The following is a 21,971-nucleotide window of genomic DNA, read 5'->3' as shown; positions in this document are numbered from 1 at the left end:
ATTATTCATTCCTTAGGCCCACACAAACAAAGCCGCTTGATAACGGAAAAACATGCATCTTTGAAAGTAAAGTTAAAATCATCCTCTATAGCGCCTTTATTGTTGTATGTTTGCACAATTTTTTTAGTGTGCCAACGGTGCTTATCTGTAAATAGTATATTTTTTCCTAATGAATTTTCGCGCTTATTTTTATTCTCTTCGTCAATCCAGAACTTTAACTGAGGTTTTTTCTTACCTTCAGGAGCATCAGTAATTTCATATTTCACCATACTTCTGTATTTTTTGATAATAATGTCTGCAACCTCTTTTTCTACACTGCTCCTGTTTCTTGCTTTTCCTCTGTTGCTTTCCAGTCTCCTCTGTAGGTCTTCCAGATTCTCAGTTATTTTTGACATATTTGACTCACAAGTTCTTTTTTGAAGTTTGTGAGTTCCTTCATTGAAAGTAATTACTGTTGTAAATTCTGTCCCGTAAAACTGATGCTTTGTCCGATAGCCATAAATTTTGTGGCCTTCTGAGCTTTCATATAAAAATTGATATTTAGATAATGGCACTTCAAGAAGATCATCTGCCTGATTTGCTTTTACAGCCCCTACAAAATTCATCTTTGAAGTTGCTTTTTCAATGTTGTCCTTTGAATTGTTTCCCTTATCAAAAACAAGAACAAGGTCTTCCGAACAAATATTCAATTCGGTTAGACGGTTTACTATTTTGTCAACCAGACCTGAAAATTCCTCTGAATCATGCACATTTCCTGGATATGTCTCGTGAATAAAAGGTAAGTTGTAATCATTAGCAGCCAGCGCTACAGATACCTGATTTTTGTCTTTACGATGCTTTTTGTTATACCCTTTATGAAGCAATTCACTTTTTTCATCATAATTGGTAGCATAAGTGAACCAGTTTGATTCATCCACAAACAGTACTGAAGGGGTTAGTCCTTTTTCGATGAGAACTCGGCACAAATCGTCTTCAATATTTTTCATTGTGTCGGAATCAATGTAATTCATATGATTCAAAAAATTCTGACAATTTAATTTATGAGGGAATTTCCACTTAAAAGATAAGGCCGATTTTTTGAACCATTCCCCAATACCGTTTTCACTTAAAACTCCATGAGATTTCCCCACTATATCAAGTAAAAGATACTCTCCGACACTTAAACCATCGATTGATTTTTTCATAGTGTGCTTGTTCACTATGTCAACGAATCCAAGCTCTTCATTCACATGAAGAAGTGCGGCAAGTTTGCCGTACTCAAAAGATTTCAGTTTCATGTAGGGCAATGATTCACTCTGTTTTTTCATTTCAAATATTTTTTCGGCATTGCCTAAATATATCTGAAATATAGTTTTCACTTTTCCATCAATTCTGCCAGTTTTAATAATATACCAGTATTTTTTACCGTTGATTATTTTCTGTTTTAAAAAAACCATGATATAAATTTAGGTTCTACGTATATAAAGATATTTCTTCAAAAAACAGATACAATAGGCTTTTTAAATGTAATTTAGAACTTAGGCCTTACAAATATTTTTTTTAACGGATCTTCCTTGCCACTGATTTTTGTGGCAAATCAAGGCAAAAATAGCTCTTCTTTGAAAGCTGAGTAAAAGTCGTGGCAAAGGATGCGGCAGGGAACAAAGGAGAGGATGTAAGTAATTCTAACTTTAAAATAAATGCACCTGAGAAGCCTCTCTACGTTACAATATCTAAAGCTCAGGATCTTGTGAATTCCGAATCGAGTACCGAAGTAACCACGCATGTCACCTCTACCGGGAATACTCCTGTATATGGAGCAACAGTGATAATTTCGGTAAATGGAGGTAGTCTTACTCCTTCAAGTGGGACAACCGACTCAAATGGAAATTTCGTATCCACCTATAAAGCTCCCGTAGTTTCAGGGTCTCAAACGTATACAATTTCCTCAAAAGCCTCTCTTACAGGTTACACAGAAAAAACAGCCTCCGATCAGATTACCGTAAATCCCGTAGCCTCTGACTGGAACCCCTGGAACGATCCAGATTCGGAAGAGGGAGATAAAATATCAACTCTTGAACTGCTAAAAGCGGCAAATACCTGGCAAAATGATGAAACTGTTCCAGAAACAGGAGCTGAAATGACAACCCTTAGATTACTATACCTTGCAAACTGCTGGCAGAATAATGTGCCTGCGGATAAATGAGCCAGCTTAATCTTAGAAAGGAGGGATTGTATGAAGATTAATGCTTATATGAAACAGAGGAGATGGGTCAGGACCTTAATAGATGTAGCAGGTATTCTGATACTTTTGATTAGTACGTTCACAACACCTTCCATGGCCGCTGGAGAGCTAACAGGTAATAGAAATATTCCGGATCAGGAAGTAAAACCGGGAGAGACATTCGATGTTTCTGTAGAGCTTACCCTGAACGAAGCCCTCTCCTCATTTAATTTGAAAGAAACTTTGCCTGAGGGTTGGATTCTAACATCCAAAAATGATGACGCTAATTCCAGGCGAACCACAGGCAGTTCCACTGAATGGGTCTGGCTTATGACCTCTTTTGAGGCAGGTACTGTTAAAATCGTGGAATATTCAGTTTTCGTCCCGGAAGATGCCGAAGAAGGAAGTTATCATATCACAGGCAATACCCTCATAGAAGTAAATGGGGCAGGAGTGACAACGGATACAGGCGGAGATAGTGAAGTTAGGGTAAAAAAAGCTATTTCTGAATCCCCCTTGACTTCAAACAGAAATATTCCGGATCAGGAAGTAAAACCGGGAGATACATTCAATGTTTCTGTAGAGCTTACCCTGAATGAAGCTCTCTCCTCATTTAATTTAAAAGAAACTTTGCCTGAGGGTTGGATTCTAACATCCAAAAACGATGACGCTAATTCCAGGCGAACCACAGGCAGTTCCACTGAATGGGTCTGGCTTATGACCTCTTTTGAGGCAGGTACTGTTAAAATCGTGGAATATTCGGTTTTCATCCCGGAAGATGCCGAAGAAGGAAGTTATCATATCACAGGCAATACTCTCATAGAGGTAAATGGAGCAGGAGTGACAACGGATACAGGCGGAGATAGTGAAGTTAGGGTAAAAGATGAAATGATTCTCAAAGCAGACTTCTGCTCAAATAAAACAGGAGGTTCAGCTCCTCTAACAGTTAAATTCACTTCACTTTCAACAGGAGGTCCTTTTAACTGGGAATGGAATTTCGGAGATGGAGATGTGTCCACTGAAGAAAATCCTTTACATGTTTACTCTAGCTCAGGGGACTATACGGTATCGCTCACAGTTAGCAATGCAGGAGAAAGTGATTGTGAAACAAAAGAAAACTATATTTGTGTACAGTCAGAGACCAACTGGATTTCCTGGATTGATCCCCGTTCGGATGGGGGTAAGCGAATAACGACAGCTGAACTGCAAGAGATCATCTATTACTGGTTGAATGATCTGGATTCAGGCCCACTCCCGGAGGAATGAAGTTTCTGAAGTCGGCTGACCACCAGAATATTTAAACAAAATTAAAAGCTGTTTTTGCAGCTTTCTTTTTTATTTTATTGATTGGGTTTGCTCCAGGGATGGAGTGAAGCCTTTCGATTTCCTTTTTTATATAATCAGCAATCCTTTTTCTCACCCCCAGTTTCCTGATATTCAGGAACCTCCACCAAACTCCGGATTCTACTGACCAAATACCCCGAACCCATATCATCTCAAACCAGGAATATCCGGAAGCTTCTTATTCTTATCAGGCACATTCAAAAAAAAGAGGACATTGAAATGCTTGAAATTGATGAATGGATTCTGATACAGGACCTGAACTCAAAAGGCTGGAACATCAGTGGAATAGCCAGACAGACAGGCCATGCCCGAAAAACTGTCAAGAAGTACATCAATTCAGAGGAGCCCCCAAAAGCAAAAAACCGGTATAGGAAGAGCAAACTTGACCCATACCGGGAATATATTATCCGAAAAGTAAACGGAGGGCCTTTTACCGCTGCTCAACTATACCGGGAAATTCAGGAAATGGGATTTGAAGGCGGCTACACCATAGTCAAAGATTTTGTAAGAAAAATCCGACATACCGAAAGTTTAGAAAGAGCAACCTCTAAAAAAACCTTGCATTCAAAAAAGGGGTCAAGGGGATGAATCATCGATAATATCTAAAATAACAAGCATATCATCCGGGTCTTGAGAGCCGGAAAGGTCTGCACAAAATATTTAACAATGGAGGAAGCTTTCGTTTTTCTGTTTTTTAACATTCCGCGATTTGCTGAACAGGAGAAAATATGGACGACACAGAGGTTATGCACCCACATCTACGCAGGTATCGGGAGAATCTGTCATGTTCCACATCATTCCAGGATCAGGAAAGGTTCAAGCCTTACCGTATCTTTTTTTGTCCAGTATCCGCAGACCTTACAATACTGATATTCAACAAAAGACTGGTTTTCAAGTTTGGAACCACATTCCGGGCAGGTTTTCAGGCAAGTCATCTCTTCTGTCCTCCTTTTCTAAATCCTGGATATGATAATAAGAAGCCACTCAAATATACTCTGAAATATTGACACCTGTGCGCTACTGTGAGATTGTTTGCACGTAAGCACCAATACAATTCCTACTTAATATTATATATAGTTATGCACAAACTTAATATTATAAAAATAAAAACCGGGAAAACAAACTCAAAACATTCATTAACTTCTCTCAAGCTTCTTTTCCGCTTCCAGCACCTTCAAGGTGATTTTCATCACGGAATCAGGGTTAAGGGATATGGACTCGATTCCTTCCCTTACAAGGAACTCCGCAAACTCCGGATAGTCGCTAGGGGCCTGCCCGCAGATCCCGCTGTGCCTTCCATTTCTTTTTGCGCCCTGCACGGCCAGGGAAATCATTTTCATGACCCCGGGGTCCCGCTCGTCAAACTCGGCGGCCAGGAGTTCGGAGTCACGGTCAACCCCCAGGGTTAACTGAGTCAGGTCGTTGGAGCCTATGGAAAAACCGTCAAAGAGCTCACTGAACTCGTCGATTAAAAGGACGTTGTTTGGAATCTCGCACATTACATAGACTAAAAGTCCGTTTTCTCCTCGCACAAGCCCGTTTTTTTTCATCTCGGCGAGAACCTTTTTTCCTTCCTCAAGGGTCCTGCAGAAAGGAATCATGAGGATAAGGTTCGTCAGACCCATCTCGTCCCTGACCCTTTTCATGGCCCTGCACTCGAGAGCAAAGCCTTCCCTGTAGCGCTCGTCAAAGTAGCGGGAAGCTCCTCTAAAACCTATCATGGGGTTGTTTTCTTCCATCTCAAAATAGCTTCCCCCAAGGAGGCTCGCGTACTCGTTGGTCTTGAAATCGCTCAGGCGGACAACCACGGGTTTCGGGTAAAAGGCGGCCGTAATCGTCCCGACTCCTTCGGAAAGGCGCTCAACAAAATAATCTTCCCGGCTCTCGTAGCCCCGGGTCAATTCCTCGATTTTCCGGAGTACTTCAGGATCCTTGATTTTTTCCGGGTGGACGAGGGCCATAGGGTGGACCCCGATGAAACTGTTTATGATAAACTCCAGGCGGGCAAGCCCTATCCCGTCGTTCGGGATCTGGGAGAAACCAAAGGCCTCGTCTGGGTTTCCGAGGTTCATCATGATTTCGGTCTTGGGCCGTTCGAGTTTCGTCAGGCTCAGGGAGTTTATCCTGAAAGGAAGGACCCCCTCATACACAAACCCCGCATCCCCTTCCGCACAGCTCACGGTAAGCTCCATGCCGTTTTTGAGGACTTCGGTTGCATCTCCCGCTCCAACGACCGCCGGAATCCCCAGTTCCCGGCTCACGATGGCCGCATGGCAGGTCCGTCCTCCCTTATTCGTAACAATAGCAGCAGCCGTTTTCATGACCGGCTCCCAGTCCGGGGTTGTGGTATCGGCAATCAGGACTTCCCCCGGCCGAAAGGAGGGCAAATCCGAGACGTCCGTGATAACGTGGGCTTTTCCAGTGGCGATTCTGTCTCCCACGCTGCTCCCCCGGACCAGGATTTCGGACTTTTCTTCAAGCACGTAGGTCTCAAGGACGTCCATCCGCCTCTGAGATTGGACGGTCTCGGGTCTGGCCTGCACTATAAAGAGTTCCCCGGTTTGCCCGTCCTTGGCCCACTCGATGTCCATGGGCCTGGACTCCATGTACTTTTTCGAGTAGTGGTTTTCAATTGCAATAGCATAGCCGGAAAGGGTCAGAACCTCCTCATCGTCCAGGCAGAAGCGCACCCGTTCAGCCTCCGGGACCTCGACGTTCCGGGTAAGCACCTTCGAGTCCCCCCGCCCATAAATCATTTTTATTTCTTTGCTCCCGGCCTTTTTCCGTATGATGGGCCTGAAGCCTTCCCGGAAGGTGGGTTTGAAAACATAGAACTCGTCAGGGTTGACCTGCCCCTGCACAACGTTTTCCCCGAGTCCATAGGCCCCCGTGATAAAGACGACGTCTCTAAAACCGGTTTCGGTATCCAGGGTAAAGATAACCCCGCTTGAGGCGAGGTCGGACCTGACCATTTTCATGACCCCGATTGAGAGAGCTACCTTGAAGTGGTCGAAGCCGTTCGTGACCCGGTAAGAAATCGCCCGGTCCGTAAAGAGGGATGCAAAACAGCGAATACAGGCATCCCTGAGGGACGGGTAGCCCCGGATGTTCAGGTAAGTCTCCTGCTGCCCCGCAAAGGAGGCCGTGGGCAAATCCTCGGCCGTCGCCGAACTCCGGACAGCGACATCAGCGTCAGGCCCGTATTCCTCGCAGAGCTGATCGTAAGCGTTTTTAATATCTCTCCAGAGCCCATCCGGAATCCCGGCCTCAAGGATCAGGTCCCTGGCCTCTTTTCCCCTGAGGGCAAGGTCCCGAACGTCCGAGATGTCCAGGCCCTCCAGGGATGCTTTCAGTTTATCAAGGATTTGGCCCTCCTCAAGCAAATGCCAGTAGGCCTCGGCCGTAACTGAAAAGCCATTCGGGATCTTAATTCCCTGGCCGGTAAGTTCCCTGTACATTTCCCCAAGCGATGCATTCTTTCCGCCCACAAGCGGCACGTCTTCTATCGTGGTTTCACTGAACCAGCGGATGTATCTGCTTTCCTGCATTTTTATCCTCCCCGGCGTATAATTTAGTTTATGCGCTGAAAGAAGAAATGAGTTTGGGAAGGAGAAATAAATGGGATTATGATGAAGTAGAAATTATTTTTAGAGCATTGGAAATGTCTATAATTACCCAAAAGTAGGCCCATTCGATCATTGTATATAAATTTAATAATTCCGCATGATGTTGATTTATTGAATTGAATTTCAATGACGGTGTGTGATTAATTATAGACTCCAGACTTTTCAACGCTGTATACTTATTATTATTGTTTTAATATGGTAGACATCGTTGAAATATTAATACTTTAGTTGAATTCAATCTTAAATTCATTTACTTGGTTAATATTTAGCATATTAGCAATATAATAAAAAACAACTAACCTAAAATAGGTATCTGCTACATAAAAATGTAGATTATCAAAAAATCTAGATCCATCAATCGACTTCTTGGTTCTGTATTTTGAAGGCTGAATAAAGAGGCTCCATAAAATATACTTTAATTGATAATTTATACTTTCTCGTTTTTCTATTTCAACTCCTATAGAATGCAACTCTTTCTTAATCTCAGAAAATACCGAAGTTCCTTTAAATGCGTACGAAAAATCTTTGTCAATATTGTACATGAACTTGGATTCAAACTTACGCAAAGACATTTCATTAAATCCATTTTTAAGCATTTCTGTCAATTGATTCAACAACCTTTCATCAAGCTCTACCAAATGAATATTTTTAAACGAACTTTGATATTTTTCTCTGGAGTTGTAATATAATTCCTGTTCAAACTGTTGTATTTTTGCGATGGTGATTTTTAAATAGTTATACCGTTCATGGCTATTTAGAAAATGTGACAAAGGTATATATTCCACTTTCAACAATTCTTCGACAATGTTTTTGATTTTTATATCCTCATTGGAATTATATTTATGTCCAAATTGCATTTGCAATAAATAACATTTTAATAATAATAAATCGATAATGTTAAATGACATATTTAGCTCGTTATCAACAGAGCTTTTTTTGCCTATGGAATACGTATTATTTGGTTTTAATGTTATTGAAATTGATTTATCTCTACTAACACTCAAGTGATATAGTTTATTTTTAACTTGATCAAGCTTATCTTTTGGCAAATCGTTAATCTTTAAAAACAGGTAAATGTTATTACAAACAAGCAATGGCAGTTCTTCTCTTTCTTTTTTAATGTAAACGATTAACTCATTTGCTTGTTTTGCTAATAGTATAATTATTTCATCGCCATTCCAATAATTCTTTTTAAATGAATTTATATATTCACGAGCAACATCTAATTGAATATATGAAGCCGGAAAATTATAATATAGAATGCAATTAAAACTAAACATATTATTTTTTGAATTTGCACCTTCTGACAATTTTATTCCCGAGTTTAGATACGCAATATTATTACTTGTTTTATAATATCTATTTGCACCATTATAATGCATGTAATGTCTAGCTTCTTCTAGATCAAAATCAACAAGTAACCCACAACTATAATTTTTGATATGTTTACCTGTTTTTATTTCAGCATCCCATGAGATTTTTTTTAAACCATCTTCAGTCATGGGTACAAATAAAGCAAGCTCTTTTCCACTTTTTAGATTGTAAGGTAGTATTTCTTCTGTATATTTGGATTCCTTATCAATTATTTTAATTTTGAGTTGAAAATCCAAAAAAGTTTCTTTTATATATTTTTTAATCTCATCAAAATCAAGCCTCAATCGTTCATCTTCATATAAAGTGATAGACGTGCCTGTATTTTCTTTATTTCCATCTATTTTATTTATGAAAAAACACCCATCATAATTCGGAATATGAATGTCAAGAGCCACACCATCATTGTCATAACTTTTAGTTATAACGCTCATTTCTTTACATACCATGAAAGCTGAGAGGAAACCTATACCAAAATTGCTAATTGGCTCATATTTTATTTCCTTTGTTTTTTGTAATTCTGAAAATTCTTCAGAAACATAGAAACTTCTTCCAATACTTGTAAAATATCTTTCAATTCTAAAAGTGTCCATACCAATACCTTCATCAATAATACGAAGATATTTTCTGGATGCTCCATTATTAGGTTTTTCTTCTTTGCCTAACTCTATTTTGATAGTCTTATCAAAATCTCTTGAATCCAGTTTTTCTCTTAGAAGGATTGCATCCAAAGAGTTTTGAATCAATTCCCGTATAAAAACCTCTTTTTGGTTGTATAAATTATCTCCTGTTAATAAAGGTAAAAGTGTTGGTATATACGCTTCAAAATTAAAGTTTTCTAGATCATAATTGTTTTTTTCGACCTTAGGAGTAAGGTAATATATTTTCAGTCCTAACTCTCTAAGACATTCATCAAATTTATCCAATCTTTTCTCAAAATCTTTAATAATTAGTACTGCAATTTTATGAACGGTTGGATCTTTACACTTGAACTTAATGATTGAAGATCTTTTTTCTTCATCACTATAAATTTTGATGGTTGAAGATGGAATATTCCTATGAAAAGTATTTTCAGGTAATCTAATGTTTACATTTATTCCTTCGTGTTTGTAATAAAAATCTCCATATTGACGAAGGGTTAAATATAAATCAGTAAAAAAGATGGCAATAGTTGCATAAGCTGTAAAGGCTCGATCTCGTGGATTTGATTCCCTTTCTATTATAGAATAGCAACTTTCAAATTTAGAGTTATCATCTGCTTCAATCATTTCAAAAAGTTTTTCTTTATAACCTTCAGACATATCAATATTTGAAAAATGTTCTCTAATATCATTTAGAATCATTTCACTATCAGGGGAATTCTTTCTTATTTGATTTAAGATATTAATCCTATAGTGAATAGAAAGCAACAAAATTAAATTTTTTTCATGATTCGTTTGCAAATCTTTTTTTACCGTTTCAAACGGTGTAATTGCTTTCCCTATATTCATTATGATTTCATCGATTCCTGAATTCGATGAAACATTATCAGTATCCTTTATACAATTCTTATACATTTTATATTCATCGGGGAATTCGCTAGAAAATACTTCTAAAATCTCAATGCTTGCATCTTTCTCATATATTTTTTTAGGAGGGATAGAAATATCTTCTGTAGTAAAATCTCTTTTTTTATAATTGAACCTTTTCACATTTGCAATCTTATTTTCTTTTGGACCATAAACATCGATAACTTGAAAAGATTGTTCTTCACCGTTCTTAGAAAAACTACCTGCAGAAAAAACGTATATTAGTGAATCAGGATTGGAAAGATACGCTTTGTTAGCAATAGGCCTTATTATCGGTAAATGCTTATGCCCATGCAATACTATTTTTACATTGTACTTTTGTAATACTTTTATTACATCATCAAAGTTGCGAATTAAACTACAATCACCGGTTCTATCATAAATTTCAGGAAATGGGTAAAAATGATGATGAAAGCATGCAACTACCGTGTAATCTTCAATATTCGAAATCTTCTCGTCGAATTCATCAAAGGCATGAGTTAGTTGAGCACGCTCTATTTTTCCATAATCGTCCCATTTGCTCTGGTAACATTTCTCTATTTTATTCCTTATGATTTTTTGTTCTTTTTCAGTAAAAGTCTTATCATCCCATTCAATATCATTTATCCATCCAATATCTTTAACATCGCAAAATTTTAGCATGCAAGAATTCAAACCTACAATCACAATTTTTTGCATCTCAAAAATCTTAATTATAAATAACTCATCATTATTATAATTACGATCAAAGTAATCTTCTGAATGGAATTTTTTCAAAAAAGATTTATATTTATCAAAATTCCCCTTGCCGTCATCGGTTCTAATTAAATCATGGTTACCAGGGACGAAAACAAAGTCTTCTTCTTTTAGATGAGTAGCTTCAACCTTTTTGTTTAACCTTTCTTTTAACGTCTGGAAAAATGATACAGCTTTTTCAATATCATAGTCGGATTGCCCATCAAAAATATCGCCAGTAACAATTACACAATTAATTTTAGTAGAGTGTTCTGCAATATCATTAACTGTTCTACTTGCAATATCTTCAACTGATTCATTCGGAAGTGTATTTCCTATATGAGTATCGGAGATGTGTAATATGTTTAATTTTGGCATGGCATATCCTTCTTGCTTTATAATCTGGAATTTTTTTGCCCTGAAAATGAGGATTGATACCTAAAGATGACCAAAAAAACAAATTCAGAGGGTATAACATATTAATCATCTCCTTTATAAATTTTATTTATTTAGATTGTCAAATCGATGATTTAAGAAATTCTATAGTTTTTCATTTTTTGGAATTATATCGTTCAGGTTCATTTTCACCGTTATTTGTATAACCAGTGGGAAATGTGGGGTTCTCGTGCCGGAAAGAACAACCTAAAAATAAAAAAAGAGATTTGGAAACCGGCCGCCCCCTTGAATCTCCTTTCAAAAAAAACCAGGCCTCTTTTTTGAATCCTATAAACAAAGATTCCGGCGCACTCACCGGACGAAAGGCCGATTTTTTCGAAATTCCTTCTCACAAACCCTGCCCCGGATATTTTCCTGAAATCCAGAACAAAAAAGAGCGCCGGAAAAGTGCACGAAGCGGCCCGGGACCGCAAAAAAATAAAAAATAAGATTTTATATTACGGTTTTCGTCCGCTTGAGCGTAGCGAAACGGACCGCGTGCTCCCGAAGCGCAACTCGGGAAGCGCAACTCGGGAAGCGCAACTCGGGAAGTGCAACTCGGGAAACGCAACCCGATATCGTACTCTGGGTGTACTATATTTATTTATACGGCCTCTTACATAAGAGATATTTACTAAGGAAACGCCTATTTTGCAATTATTTACAAAATATTGCAGTTCCATCTCAAGGTTCATTCATTCGAAGAGGGAGTTGAAAATATGCTTATTGAATTTAATATCGAGAATTATCTTTCTTTAAAAGAAGGTTTTTCTTTTAGCCTGCTGGCTTCAAAAAGTGATCACTCTCTTGAAACAAATCTAATTTTGGGAGAAAAAGCCATAAATATGGATGGTGATGTCACAAGAAATTCACTGGGAAAAGGTAATAATCTGCTCAGGAGTGCTGCAATATATGGGGCAAATGCTTCAGGAAAAAGTAATTCTTTAAAGGCTCTTGGTTATTTGAAACACATTATTACAAATTCAATTAAAACTATGCCAGGAGACCAGATTCCTTTCTATCCATTTAAACTTGAAAAAAAATACTTAAATGAACCTTGCACGTTTGATATTGAGTTTATTTATGAAGGTATAAGGTACGACTATGGGGCTTCTTTTACAGCTAAAAAAGTAATTAATGAATATCTTTATTATTATCCGAAAGGATCTGCTGCAAGAATATTTGAAAGAAATGATACCAGCGATTATAAATTTACTGTCGATAAAGTTAAGCAAAATAGAATTGCAGATGATACTAATGAGAATGTGTTCTATTTAGCGAGTTCTTCACAAAGAAATTATAATAAAACAATTAATGCCTTTAAATGGTTTAAAGAAATACTTGCTCTAATTGTTCCTTCTGAAAAAATATCCATAGGTTTCACAGTAGAATTAGTTGATAAAAACGAAGCTCTAAAACAGAATATAAAAAAAGCACTAAATTACGCCGATTTGGGTATTATTGATTTTGAGTCAAAGATTGAAAACGTACCTTATGAGGAGCTTCCAGAATCACTGAAAAAATGGATAGACAGTTCGGAAAAAAAACTTGATAGTTTGGATCATCTAGAAATAAAAGTGTTTCACAAAGGACTTGATGAAGAAAATAATGATATTAAAATCCCGTTTGAATTTACCGAGGAATCAGACGGTACACAAAAAATGTTTACATTGCTGGGGCCTTGGCTTGATTCATTGAAAAATGGGTTAGTATTAGTAATTGATGAATTGGATTGTAGACTACACCCCATTCTATGTGATTATTTAATTCGTATGTTTAATAGTCCGAAATCTAATACATCCAACGCTCAACTTATCTTTTCTGCACACAATACCTTTCTAATTAATTCAGAATCATTAAGAAGAGATCAAATATGGTTCACTGAAAAAAATATCGATACCGGCAATACTGAAATTTATTCATTACTTGAGTTCAAGCAGAGACAGGGTACAAACTTTGAAAAAGGGTATCTGAATGGAAAATACGGAGCAATCCCTTATATCAAAGATTTTATGGATGTATTTGAATGAAAGGTCCTAAAAAAGGAAAGACACTTAGAAGAATAGAAAATACAAGGTCTATCCGTGGGAATGTTTATATTTTTTGTGAGGGATTGAGGACAGAAAAGGGATATTTTGAAAGTTACAAATCAAAGATATGCAATGGGAGGTGCCGGAGGAGAAAACTTCCGGAAATTAAAATAATTCCCTCTAAAAACTGTGGTGCACCTGCTAATATCGAATTCATAAATAGTTATGCGAGAAACAAAGCAGTCTCCGAAAAAGATGGAGACTATGTAGTCTGTGTAATAGATTGTGACGCAAACAAAGATGAGGATATTAATAAAGCTATAAAAATGGCAGAAGGTAAAAAAGATGGTAGTGAAATCAAAGTAAATATATGCCTTTCGAATCCCTCTTTTGAAATCTGGTATCTTTTGCATTTCGAACTTTATAATAAGCCACTTAATCAAGAAAACCTTGAAATGAGGTTGAAACAACATATCAAGCATTATAGGAAAGAGGAGAATTATTATAACGCCTTAGAAAAAGATCTTGAAATAGCTGTGGAGCGTGCAGAATACTTAAAAAAACATCATTCTGAAAAGGGGATTAAATTATTATCGGTTAAAAGTAATCCTTCGACCATGGTTCCTTATTTCTTAAAACACATCAAAAATATTATATTTGAAACATGACCCATTCTAATATTTAATAATAAGTACTTTATTTTTGCAAGGTTGGCCTTCCCTATCGGCTGTTAAGAGCGTGTCTTAAAATTCAATTTGATTATACAATTGGGATAGTACTCACGTATTTGGACCAAAAAACGGTAACATTAAACCGTCAAATGTCTAAAGTCTAAGAGGCTGTCTAAATATTCACATTTCAGTTTTCTAAATGTTCTATCTTAGCCAGTCGTTTGCTCATTACACGGATCATAGCAGCATAGATGAAGGCTTGACTGGACTCTGTCAATCCTTCATAATCTTTGCTCAAACGCCGATATCGACCCAGCCATCCAAATGTACGTTCTACTACCCATCTGCGAGGAAGTACTTGAAAACCTTTGACATCATCCTTACGCCTTATGATTTCCAAAACCCAACTGCACGTAATATTGACCCAATCAATCAGTTTACCAGCATAAGCAGCATCAGCCCAAATAAGCTGCAATCGAGAGAATGTCCCATTAACTCGTTCCAGAACAAGTTTAGCTCCATCTCGATCCTGAATATTCGCTGCATGAACTACAACCGTCAATAGTAACCCTGTTGTATCCACCAGAATGTGGCGTTTTCGCCCTTTGACTTTCTTGCCAGCATCATAGCCGCGCACTCCAGGTGTTTCTGTGGTTTTGACTGATTGACTATCTATAATCGCTGCACTTGGTTCTGGTTCTCTGCCATTTGCAACTCTCAGTTTAGTTCTCAGCGCAGCATTTATGCGCTCCCAAATTCCTTTGATCCTCCAAAGACGGAAATAGTGGTAAACAGTTTTCCACGGTGGAAACTCGTGTGGTAACATTCTCCATGCACAACCAGAACGTAGCAAATAGAATATGGCATTCAATATTTTCCGATAAGAATGAACACGCTTTCGACCTCGATTATTTCTGGAATTTGGGATATGCGGCTTAAGTAGTTCCCATTCTTCATCAGATAAATCACTCGGGTAAGGCAGTCTTTCATTTTGTTCTGGCATCAACAAATGATTTGGGTGCAAGTATTATTTAATTATATTACACCCACTCAATTTTAATTATGATGTCCAATGAATTTGATTTTAAACATCGAGTAGATAAGTATGACTAAATTAATTTGCTGTGTTAGCTGAAGATCAACAATGCCTATTACCCAAATGTAGAAATGGTTTGAATATTCAGACAGCCTCTAAGAGAAACGGTATCAGAAATAGATTCAAAAAAAGGCTGTTTCTTTTGAAACTTTACTTTTCACATCCCTTTCCTCGGATTAACAAAAAAAAGGCTGTTTCGAGCTTTTTCCTGAGAACTCTATAAAAAATCGCTCCGGCGAAGTGCACGAAGCTGGCCGGGATAACATAAAAATAAAAAGGAAGATTTGGAGAAGCAGGCCGCCCCGTTGAATCTCCTTTCAGGAAGTCAGGCCCCTTTTTTAAATCCTGTAAACAAAGGTTCCAGCGTACTCACCGGCCGCTAGGCCGGTTGTCAGGTAAGTTGGGAGGATTGCTCCTCCTTTCTCCCCTAAGAACCGTACGTGAAAGTCTCCCTTCATACGGCTCAAGCGTTTTCAAACCCTTTCTGTATCGGGCATCAGTTATTTATCCATAACTGATTTTGTGATTTCGGATAACAGCCCCTTAACATTGCTGTCTGTAAGCCTCTCACCGGTTGGTGTCTTTGAGTATCTTACATTAGTGAGTTTGTTTCCGTTTTCACAAGAAAACACCTTCAGTAAGTTTGCATCCTTTCGGATAAAGGCAAAGTTTGAACCTCTATTCAATCCATTACAGATTGACATTCGCTTTATACTGATTCCTTTACCCTCTATGTCATCGTACATCCTTACGGATTTCCTACCCATTAAGGGAACATATAGGGCTTACCAAGTTCTATATCCTAAATAATTATGGATTCCTTAGGAGCCATCTATAAGCCGAGAACCGTTTGTCCATTCCCTGTAGCGTCACGGAAGCCACCACAGTCTGATTCTGTACCTTTTGGTTCAAGCGCAGTCCATTTTCGCTTGTCGGAAATCACGACTCTTACAATGATTCACATTACATTCTCCATAGAATCCTTACCCTAGCAAATATTCCAAATTGGACTTTCAGAGGTCTTCACATTGTCCCAGGAGCTTTGCACCCCACCATTACTAGCGACGCACATCCTGGTAGGGTTACCCCGAATGGAGGGGATAGCGTTTCCGCAATTCATGATATAACTTCTTGTCGCACTCCGTGTCTTTCCGTGTGTTCCGTGGTTAAAAAGAAGATGACAAAGTGAATACGAATTTTAAAACGCAAAAGGCCCGGAAATAGAAACTTCCGAACTCTACGGGCCGCCTTCTTAAAAATTTCTTTTCACCGGCCCTGCCCCGGATCTTTTTTTGAAATTCCATAACAAAAAGAGCGCCGGAAAAGTGCACGAAGCTGGCCAAGACAGCTATAAAATAAAAAAAGAGAGTTGAAACCACGTTTTATAGTCCTCTTGAGCTCGCGCAGCGAGCGAAAAGGACCCCGTGCTCCCGAAGCGGAACTCGGGCGAGCCAAAAGGACCGCGTGCTCCCGAAGCGCAACTCGGGAAGTGCAACTCGGGAAGTGAAACTATTTTAGGGGATAACAGATATTATATAATACCATGAAAAGAGGACAAAAAATGTGGACTTCTAGTCCACAGAAACTTCCCAAACCTAAAGTGCCAGAAGATCTGAAAAAGGAGGTAGAAACGAAAGCAAAGGAGCTTGTTGAATCGTTTCTAAAGCCTGAACACATCAAGGCCCCGCCTGAAGACATGCAATTTAACTATGTGGTGGACATTTATACGAAATGGTATCGCAACTACTTTTACTTCGGTGCAAAGTACGCATCCCCTAGCCCAAATGCTATATCCCCATTTTTTGAAACAAAGTTTGCCCGCATGGAATATGTAGGGGATGGTCTTTTCAATCTTTCATATATGAGACACACGGAGAAATGGTTTGAAATTTTTCAAGACTTATCCGTAGATGAATGTTTAGAAACAATCAAGGATTTTCCCCACTTCATGCCCTGAATTGATATCGTTTTCTAATTTTTTGTGGCAGATCAATAAACTCAGCAATCATCATCCCCAATTACTTCCCTGACCACCTGCCGATACGGATCAGGATTTTGCAGCATTCAGAAACGCGGCTGTCAGGTCGGTAACGTCAAGAAAATTTTATTTTGAAAAGGCCAGGCTCCTCCGCTGGCCTTTGAGAGCGCCGAGATCAAAAAATGATTAAAAAAAGAAGGCCACACCTTTTGAATCTTTAGTTCTCACAAACCCTGCATCGGATTTAAAAAAAGGAAAAGGAAAAAGGATGTTTCGGGCCTTTTCCTGAAAAACTTCTAAATCAAAAAGAGCTCTGGCGAAGTGCGCGAAACTGGCCTGGACAGACAAAAAATAAATAACAATATTTGAAAAATGGCGCTTGAAACAACAGGAAAAATTGGCAGAAATTACAGTTAAGAAATTACAGTCTAAAAACAAAAAAAGTTAACAAGAATCAATGCACTAATAAAAAAGATATAAAAAAATTATGGAGGTCCATAAGGTTTAATCTAAATTTAATGTCGTTTAGTTCTGTACTCATTATTCTTCAACTGACTTATTCAACTGACTTATTCAATTTACTTATTCAACTGACTTATTCAATTTACTTATTCAACTGACTTATTCAACTGACTTATTCAACTGACTTATTCAACTGACTTATTCAATTTACTTATTCAACTGACTTATTCAATTTACTTATTCAACTGACTTATTCAATTTACTTATTCAACTGGCTTATTCAATTTACTTATTCAACTGACTTATTCAATTTACTTATTCAACTGACTTATTCAATTTACTTATTCAACTGACTTATTCAATTTACTTATTCAACTGACTTATTCAATTTACTTATTCAACTGACTTATTCAATTTACTTATTCAACTGACTTATTCAATTTACTTATTCAACTGACTTATTCAACTGACTTATTCAACTGACTTATTCAACTGACTTATTCAACTGACTTATTCAATTTACTTATTCAATTTACTTATTCAATTTACTTATTCAATTTACTTATTCAATTTACTTATTCAATTTACTTATTCAATTTACTTATTCAATTTACTTATTCAATTTACTTATTCAATTTACTTATTCAATTTACTTATTCATTCAAGGTCCTAATTTAATGCAGTTTGGTTCTGTACTCAGTTAGTTAATACTTATTTAAGTTGTTACTCAGTTAAGTTACTACTTACTCAAGTTACTACTTACTTAAGTTACATACCTTCTTTGTACGTATACATCCGGGATTAAACCTATGGACCAATTATATATATGTACGTAGTTGTATAAATAACTGACGATATGGTCGTTGTTTTTTAGGTGAAATTGACCACTAAAATCGGGTTGTTATCGTTTTTCCCAAATGATTCTGGCCTTTCTCACCCGAACCACTTTTCGTTCAAGTACGGTCTGTCAATCAGAGAAACTCTTCTATTTTTAAAATCCTGCTCTCTCTCATCCGAAAAATCTTGCTCTTGTACTTCAGCAGGTAAGCAGGCGTAACCCCCGAGCACGGCATAAATGGAAATCAGCTCATATGGCAACGGATGAACCGCAGCCAAAAAGCTTGTTTAAAAATAGCAGTTCATTATTCTTAACAGATACATTTATACATTCAGGCCTACTTTTTACGTTAAGTTTCCAGCTAATTATTTAAGATTTGAGGTAACTATTCAGCCTACCAAAATAAGGCTATTGATATTGATTTTGACGCATTAGATATGTCTTATTACTAACTGAGATAAAATGAAATAACACAATCAGCCGCCAACAATTAAAGAAAAGGCATATGCTGAAATTTGCCCATTGAATCTTACTAAAGATGGCTATTGATGTTGTTTTGCCTAGGCTGAATAGTTACGATTTGAGAACCATTCGAAGACAGAGATATTTAAAGTACAGGGGATTGAGCGGCCTTAAAAAGCGAGGCCCTGATAAAAATTTACGATTATTAGAGCTATGGGAACTTTCCATAGATAATTAAGGTGAAAGCATGAGTCAATACGATTATAAGGAACTCGGACTGAAAGCGGGGCTTGAGATCCACCAGCAGCTGGACTCCAAAGAAAAACTATTCTGCAAATGCCCGACTTCGATCCGGGATACGGCGGAATCGAACTTTGAATTCTTCCGATACCTCAGGGCCACGGAAAGTGAGATGGGAGAGAAAGACAGGGCCGCGGTCGAGCAGACGAAGGTCAGAAGAAAGTACATCTACAAGGCCTACGACAGCACCTGTCTCATAGAAAACGACGAGGAGCCACCACGGGAAATTAACCAGGAGGCCCTTGAAATCTCCCTTGGGGTCTCAAATCTATTCAACATGAAGCCCGTTGACAGAATGAACATCATGAGAAAGATCGTGGTGGACGGGTCGAACACCAGCGGCTTCCAGAGGACAGCCTTACTGGCAAGTGACGGCTACATCGAGACCTCCCACGGGCACTGCGGCATGGACAGTCTCTGCGTGGAAGAGGAAGCCGCCCAGAAAATCGAGGAAGTCGGGGACACTATAACCTATTCTCTCGACAGACTCGGGATCCCACTCGTGGAAATCGCAACGGCCCCGGACATCAAATCTCCGAAGCAGGCCAGGGAAGTTGCGGAATACATCGGGATGGTGCTCCGCTCCACCGGAAAGGTCAAACGGGGGCTCGGGACCATCAGGCAGGACATTAACATCTCAATTGCAAAGGGTGCAAGGGTCGAGATCAAGGGAGTGCAGGCCCTGGACATGATCGAAGAAATCGTGGCAAGAGAAGTCGAGCGGCAGGTCAGGCTCCTTGAAATAAGGGAAGAACTCCTCTCCAGAGGAGCTTTTGTCTGCGAAGAGGTCTACGACGCAACCGGGCTTTTCCAGGATACCAGGTCCCAGGTACTCCTTCAGGGCATGAAAAACGGGGTCATCCTGGCCGCTCACCTGAAGGGCTTTGATGGCTTCGTGGGGAGAGAGGTCCAGCCCGGAAGAAGGCTCGGGACCGAGTTTTCAGACCGGGCGAAGACCGCGGGTGTGGGTGGGATCTTCCACACCGACGAGCTTCCCAACTACGGGATCACCGAAAAGGAAGTCCAGGCCCTCAAAGACGGCATCGGGGCAAAAGAAGGCAGCGCTGTTGTCATGGTCGCGGCCGAGCCTGAAAAAGCCAGTCTCGCAATCGAGGCCGTCATTAAAAGAGCACAGGAAGTCCTTGTAGGAATTCCGGAAGAAACCCGAAAAACCCTTCCAGATGGAAACTCCTCCTACATGAGGCCGCTTCCGGGAGCTGCCCGTATGTATCCTGAAACCGATGTCCCACCGGTCGAGATTTCCAGGGAATACTATGAGTCCATCGAGACCCCCGAACTTCTGACCGAGAGGGCAAAACGCTTTACTACCGATTACGAGCTGAACCGGGAGCTTGCCGAAAAAATTGCTTACTCAAAAGACCTCCCCCTCTTTGAAAACCTGATCGAGATCTACAGGAAAGATGAACTAGTAGGCGCCACTCTGATCGTCCGCACCCTGGTGGGGATCATTCCCGAACTCAGGAGAAGTGGGGTGGATGTCGAGGTCCTGAAAGAAGAGCACTTCGCAGGCGTTTTTGCCGCCATATCAGCCGGAGAAATCGCAAAAGAAGCCATTCAGGAACTCCTGACCGCCCTTGCAAAGGAGCCGGACATGCCTGTGCCCGAGGTGATTTCAAGCCTGGGACTTTCAGCCTTTGACCCCGCTGATATCGAAAACTTTATCGCGGAACTTGTCAGGGGAAAAGGAGAATTTATCCTGGATAAAGGCCCTGCGGCTCTCGGTCCCCTCATGGGAATGGTGATGAAGGAATACAGGGGCAAGGTTGACGGGAAAATCCTGAGCCAGCTCTTGAAAACAGAAATTAACAGGTTCATTAGCCAGAGCTAAACTCTGGCCTTTTCTTTTCTTTTCTTTTCTTTTCTTTTCTTTTCTGTTCGTTTCTGTTCGTTTCTGTTCTTTTCTGTTCTTTTCTGTTATTTTCTTTCTGTTTTCCTGTTTTCTCATCAATATTTTCTAATTTTTTTTTACAGATTTAAAGGTCTCAAGGACCCTTTTAGTTCCTTTGTTAAAAATGACAATGTGTTATGAACATCGATTTTATATCATTGAACTTTTATTATTCGATTGTTATATTGTTATTTTTTTGTTCAAATATAGTATCATGTTACTTTTTTATAATATCTCTTTGTTTTATATTTAATAAGCAATATTTGCAGAACAATCTAAAAAAGAGCCTGTTATGTATATTATACACATCAACAATTTCAACAGGTTCCAATTCGTAATAAACCATGAATTCTAAAATGTAAATCATGTATTAATTCTCATAATAATTTTTTGAAAAATGATGCTTATCCGGGAATCACGTATGTTTTTACTTCCTGAATTTAACCCTGAAAATGGAGACCACCCCATGAAAATCTTACTTGTAGATGACGACCCCATGTTTCTGGAGATTTCACAAACGTACCTGGAGGTGTTCTATGACATTTCATCCGATGTAGTGGAGTCTCCTCTCGATGCCCTTCAAAAACTGGAGAACGAAACCTATGATGTTGTGGTCTCCGACTATGAGATGCCGTTAATGAACGGGATCGCCTTTTTGAAGGCCCTGCGTGATAAAAAGAAAAATGTTCCATTTATCCTGTTTACCGGCAGAGGCCAGGAAAGCATAGCATTCGAAAACCAAGAAAAAGGGGTCAGTTATTATCTTCAGAAAGGGGGAGACCCGAAGAGCCAGTACTCTAAATTGTCAAAACATATTCAGGAAATTAGTAAAAAAAAAAGTTTGAATAAATTGAATACAAACACTTTGTGCAGGCCTTGTCCCCGGTTTTCCCCCCGGAACCCGATAAAAAGTAAAGGTTGACTTTTTTACGCCTTTTTTTCTTACGACTATTTTCTAATGACT

Annotated in this window: 14 protein-coding genes and 1 pseudogene; 8 read left to right on the top strand and 7 right to left on the bottom strand. The window is 38.9% G+C overall.

Translation table 11 applies throughout. The features are described 5' to 3' along the window. Positions 1-74: 74 nt before the first annotated feature. Positions 75-1,436: pseudogene (locus ACZ5QV_RS13640) on the bottom strand (IS1634 family transposase); the annotation flags it as partial. Positions 1,437-1,618: 182 nt separating this feature from the next. On the opposite strand from ACZ5QV_RS13640, the gene ACZ5QV_RS13635 reads away from it, so the two are divergent. Together ACZ5QV_RS13635 and ACZ5QV_RS13630 are read left to right on the top strand one after the other, a co-directional pair. Then, positions 1,619-2,185: an Ig-like domain-containing protein gene (locus ACZ5QV_RS13635; RefSeq protein ID WP_464600324.1), complete on the top strand. Its 567-nt coding sequence runs from the start codon at positions 1,619-1,621 to the stop codon at positions 2,183-2,185. A 30-nt stretch (positions 2,186-2,215) separates the two neighbouring features. Then, positions 2,216-3,469: a PKD domain-containing protein gene (locus ACZ5QV_RS13630; RefSeq protein ID WP_464600323.1), complete on the top strand. Its 1,254-nt coding sequence runs from the start codon at positions 2,216-2,218 to the stop codon at positions 3,467-3,469. Positions 3,470-3,500: 31 nt separating this feature from the next. Here the strand turns inward: ACZ5QV_RS13630 and ACZ5QV_RS13625 are convergent, their stop codons facing one another. Next, entirely contained in the window at positions 3,501-3,623 is a 123-nt protein-coding gene (locus ACZ5QV_RS13625) for a hypothetical protein (protein WP_464600322.1), read from the bottom strand. Positions 3,624-3,766: 143 nt separating this feature from the next. Here ACZ5QV_RS13625 and ACZ5QV_RS13620 point away from each other — a divergent pair, with 143 nt between their 5' ends. After that, positions 3,767-4,135 (top strand): hypothetical protein, encoded by a 369-nt coding sequence (locus ACZ5QV_RS13620; RefSeq protein ID WP_464600321.1) that lies wholly within the window; start codon positions 3,767-3,769, stop codon positions 4,133-4,135. Positions 4,136-4,341: 206 nt separating this feature from the next. Here ACZ5QV_RS13620 and ACZ5QV_RS13615 read toward each other — a convergent pair whose 3' ends face one another. From ACZ5QV_RS13615 to ACZ5QV_RS13605, 3 genes are all read right to left on the bottom strand, one after another. Then, a complete protein-coding gene (locus ACZ5QV_RS13615) occupies positions 4,342-4,482 on the bottom strand; it encodes a hypothetical protein (protein WP_464600320.1) in 141 nt (46 codons plus the stop codon). A 201-nt stretch (positions 4,483-4,683) separates the two neighbouring features. Further along, positions 4,684-7,095, bottom strand: coding sequence for a phosphoenolpyruvate synthase (ppsA, locus tag ACZ5QV_RS13610; RefSeq protein ID WP_464600319.1), 2,412 nt, complete (start codon positions 7,093-7,095; stop codon positions 4,684-4,686). A gap of 302 nt (positions 7,096-7,397) precedes the next feature. After that, the gene (locus ACZ5QV_RS13605) at positions 7,398-11,204 is read right to left on the bottom strand and encodes a metallophosphoesterase (protein WP_464600318.1); all 3,807 of its coding nucleotides are present in this window, start codon (positions 11,202-11,204) and stop codon (positions 7,398-7,400) included. A gap of 776 nt (positions 11,205-11,980) precedes the next feature. On the opposite strand from ACZ5QV_RS13605, the gene ACZ5QV_RS13600 reads away from it, so the two are divergent. Next, positions 11,981-13,291: an AAA family ATPase gene (locus tag ACZ5QV_RS13600; protein WP_464600317.1), complete on the top strand. Its 1,311-nt coding sequence runs from the start codon at positions 11,981-11,983 to the stop codon at positions 13,289-13,291. Next, on the top strand, positions 13,288-13,959 hold the full coding sequence (locus ACZ5QV_RS13595; RefSeq protein WP_464600316.1) for an RloB family protein: 672 nt from the start codon (positions 13,288-13,290) through the stop codon (positions 13,957-13,959). Before ACZ5QV_RS13600 ends, ACZ5QV_RS13595 begins: the two co-directional genes overlap by 4 nt. Positions 13,960-14,149: 190 nt before the next feature. Here ACZ5QV_RS13595 and ACZ5QV_RS13590 read toward each other — a convergent pair whose 3' ends face one another. Together ACZ5QV_RS13590 and ACZ5QV_RS13585 are read right to left on the bottom strand one after the other, a co-directional pair. Next, entirely contained in the window at positions 14,150-14,965 is an 816-nt protein-coding gene (locus ACZ5QV_RS13590; protein ID WP_464599682.1) for an IS5 family transposase, read from the bottom strand. Positions 14,966-15,558: 593 nt separating this feature from the next. Then, positions 15,559-15,804, bottom strand: a complete 246-nt coding sequence (locus tag ACZ5QV_RS13585; RefSeq protein ID WP_464600228.1) for a hypothetical protein — start codon at positions 15,802-15,804, stop codon at positions 15,559-15,561. Between the two features lie 815 nt (positions 15,805-16,619). Between ACZ5QV_RS13585 and ACZ5QV_RS13580 the strand changes: the two genes are divergently transcribed. From ACZ5QV_RS13580 to ACZ5QV_RS13570, 3 genes are all read left to right on the top strand, one after another. Continuing rightward, positions 16,620-17,015: a DUF3024 domain-containing protein gene (locus tag ACZ5QV_RS13580; RefSeq protein ID WP_464600315.1), complete on the top strand. Its 396-nt coding sequence runs from the start codon at positions 16,620-16,622 to the stop codon at positions 17,013-17,015. 2,030 nt (positions 17,016-19,045) lie between these two features. Beyond that, entirely contained in the window at positions 19,046-20,947 is a 1,902-nt protein-coding gene (gene gatE / locus ACZ5QV_RS13575) for a Glu-tRNA(Gln) amidotransferase subunit GatE (protein WP_464600314.1), read from the top strand. A gap of 526 nt (positions 20,948-21,473) precedes the next feature. Then, positions 21,474-21,929 (top strand): response regulator, encoded by a 456-nt coding sequence (locus ACZ5QV_RS13570; protein WP_464600313.1) that lies wholly within the window; start codon positions 21,474-21,476, stop codon positions 21,927-21,929. The last annotated feature ends 42 nt before the right edge of the window (positions 21,930-21,971 follow it).

The organism is Methanosarcina baltica, assembly GCF_055394095.1.
Note: the sequence above shows the minus strand (reverse complement) of the source record. Positions and strands in the feature narration are given on the sequence as shown.

Bases quoted from the DNA above. Each gene is read 5' to 3' on its own strand.
- ACZ5QV_RS13630 (WP_464600323.1), top strand. From the start codon at position 2,216: ATGAAGATTAATGCTTATATGAAACAGAGGAGATGGGTCAGGACCTTA.
- ACZ5QV_RS13620 (WP_464600321.1), top strand. From the start codon at position 3,767: ATGCTTGAAATTGATGAATGGATTCTGATACAGGACCTGAACTCAAAA.
- ACZ5QV_RS13615 (WP_464600320.1), bottom strand. From the start codon at position 4,482: ATGACTTGCCTGAAAACCTGCCCGGAATGTGGTTCCAAACTTGAAAAC.
- ppsA (WP_464600319.1), bottom strand. From the start codon at position 7,095: ATGCAGGAAAGCAGATACATCCGCTGGTTCAGTGAAACCACGATAGAA.
- ACZ5QV_RS13605 (WP_464600318.1), bottom strand. From the start codon at position 11,204: ATGCCAAAATTAAACATATTACACATCTCCGATACTCATATAGGAAAT.
- ACZ5QV_RS13600 (WP_464600317.1), top strand. From the start codon at position 11,981: ATGCTTATTGAATTTAATATCGAGAATTATCTTTCTTTAAAAGAAGGT.
- ACZ5QV_RS13595 (WP_464600316.1), top strand. From the start codon at position 13,288: ATGAAAGGTCCTAAAAAAGGAAAGACACTTAGAAGAATAGAAAATACA.
- ACZ5QV_RS13590 (WP_464599682.1), bottom strand. From the start codon at position 14,965: ATGCCAGAACAAAATGAAAGACTGCCTTACCCGAGTGATTTATCTGAT.
- ACZ5QV_RS13585 (WP_464600228.1), bottom strand. From the start codon at position 15,804: ATGTACGATGACATAGAGGGTAAAGGAATCAGTATAAAGCGAATGTCA.
- ACZ5QV_RS13580 (WP_464600315.1), top strand. From the start codon at position 16,620: ATGTGGACTTCTAGTCCACAGAAACTTCCCAAACCTAAAGTGCCAGAA.
- gatE (WP_464600314.1), top strand. From the start codon at position 19,046: ATGAGTCAATACGATTATAAGGAACTCGGACTGAAAGCGGGGCTTGAG.
- ACZ5QV_RS13570 (WP_464600313.1), top strand. From the start codon at position 21,474: ATGAAAATCTTACTTGTAGATGACGACCCCATGTTTCTGGAGATTTCA.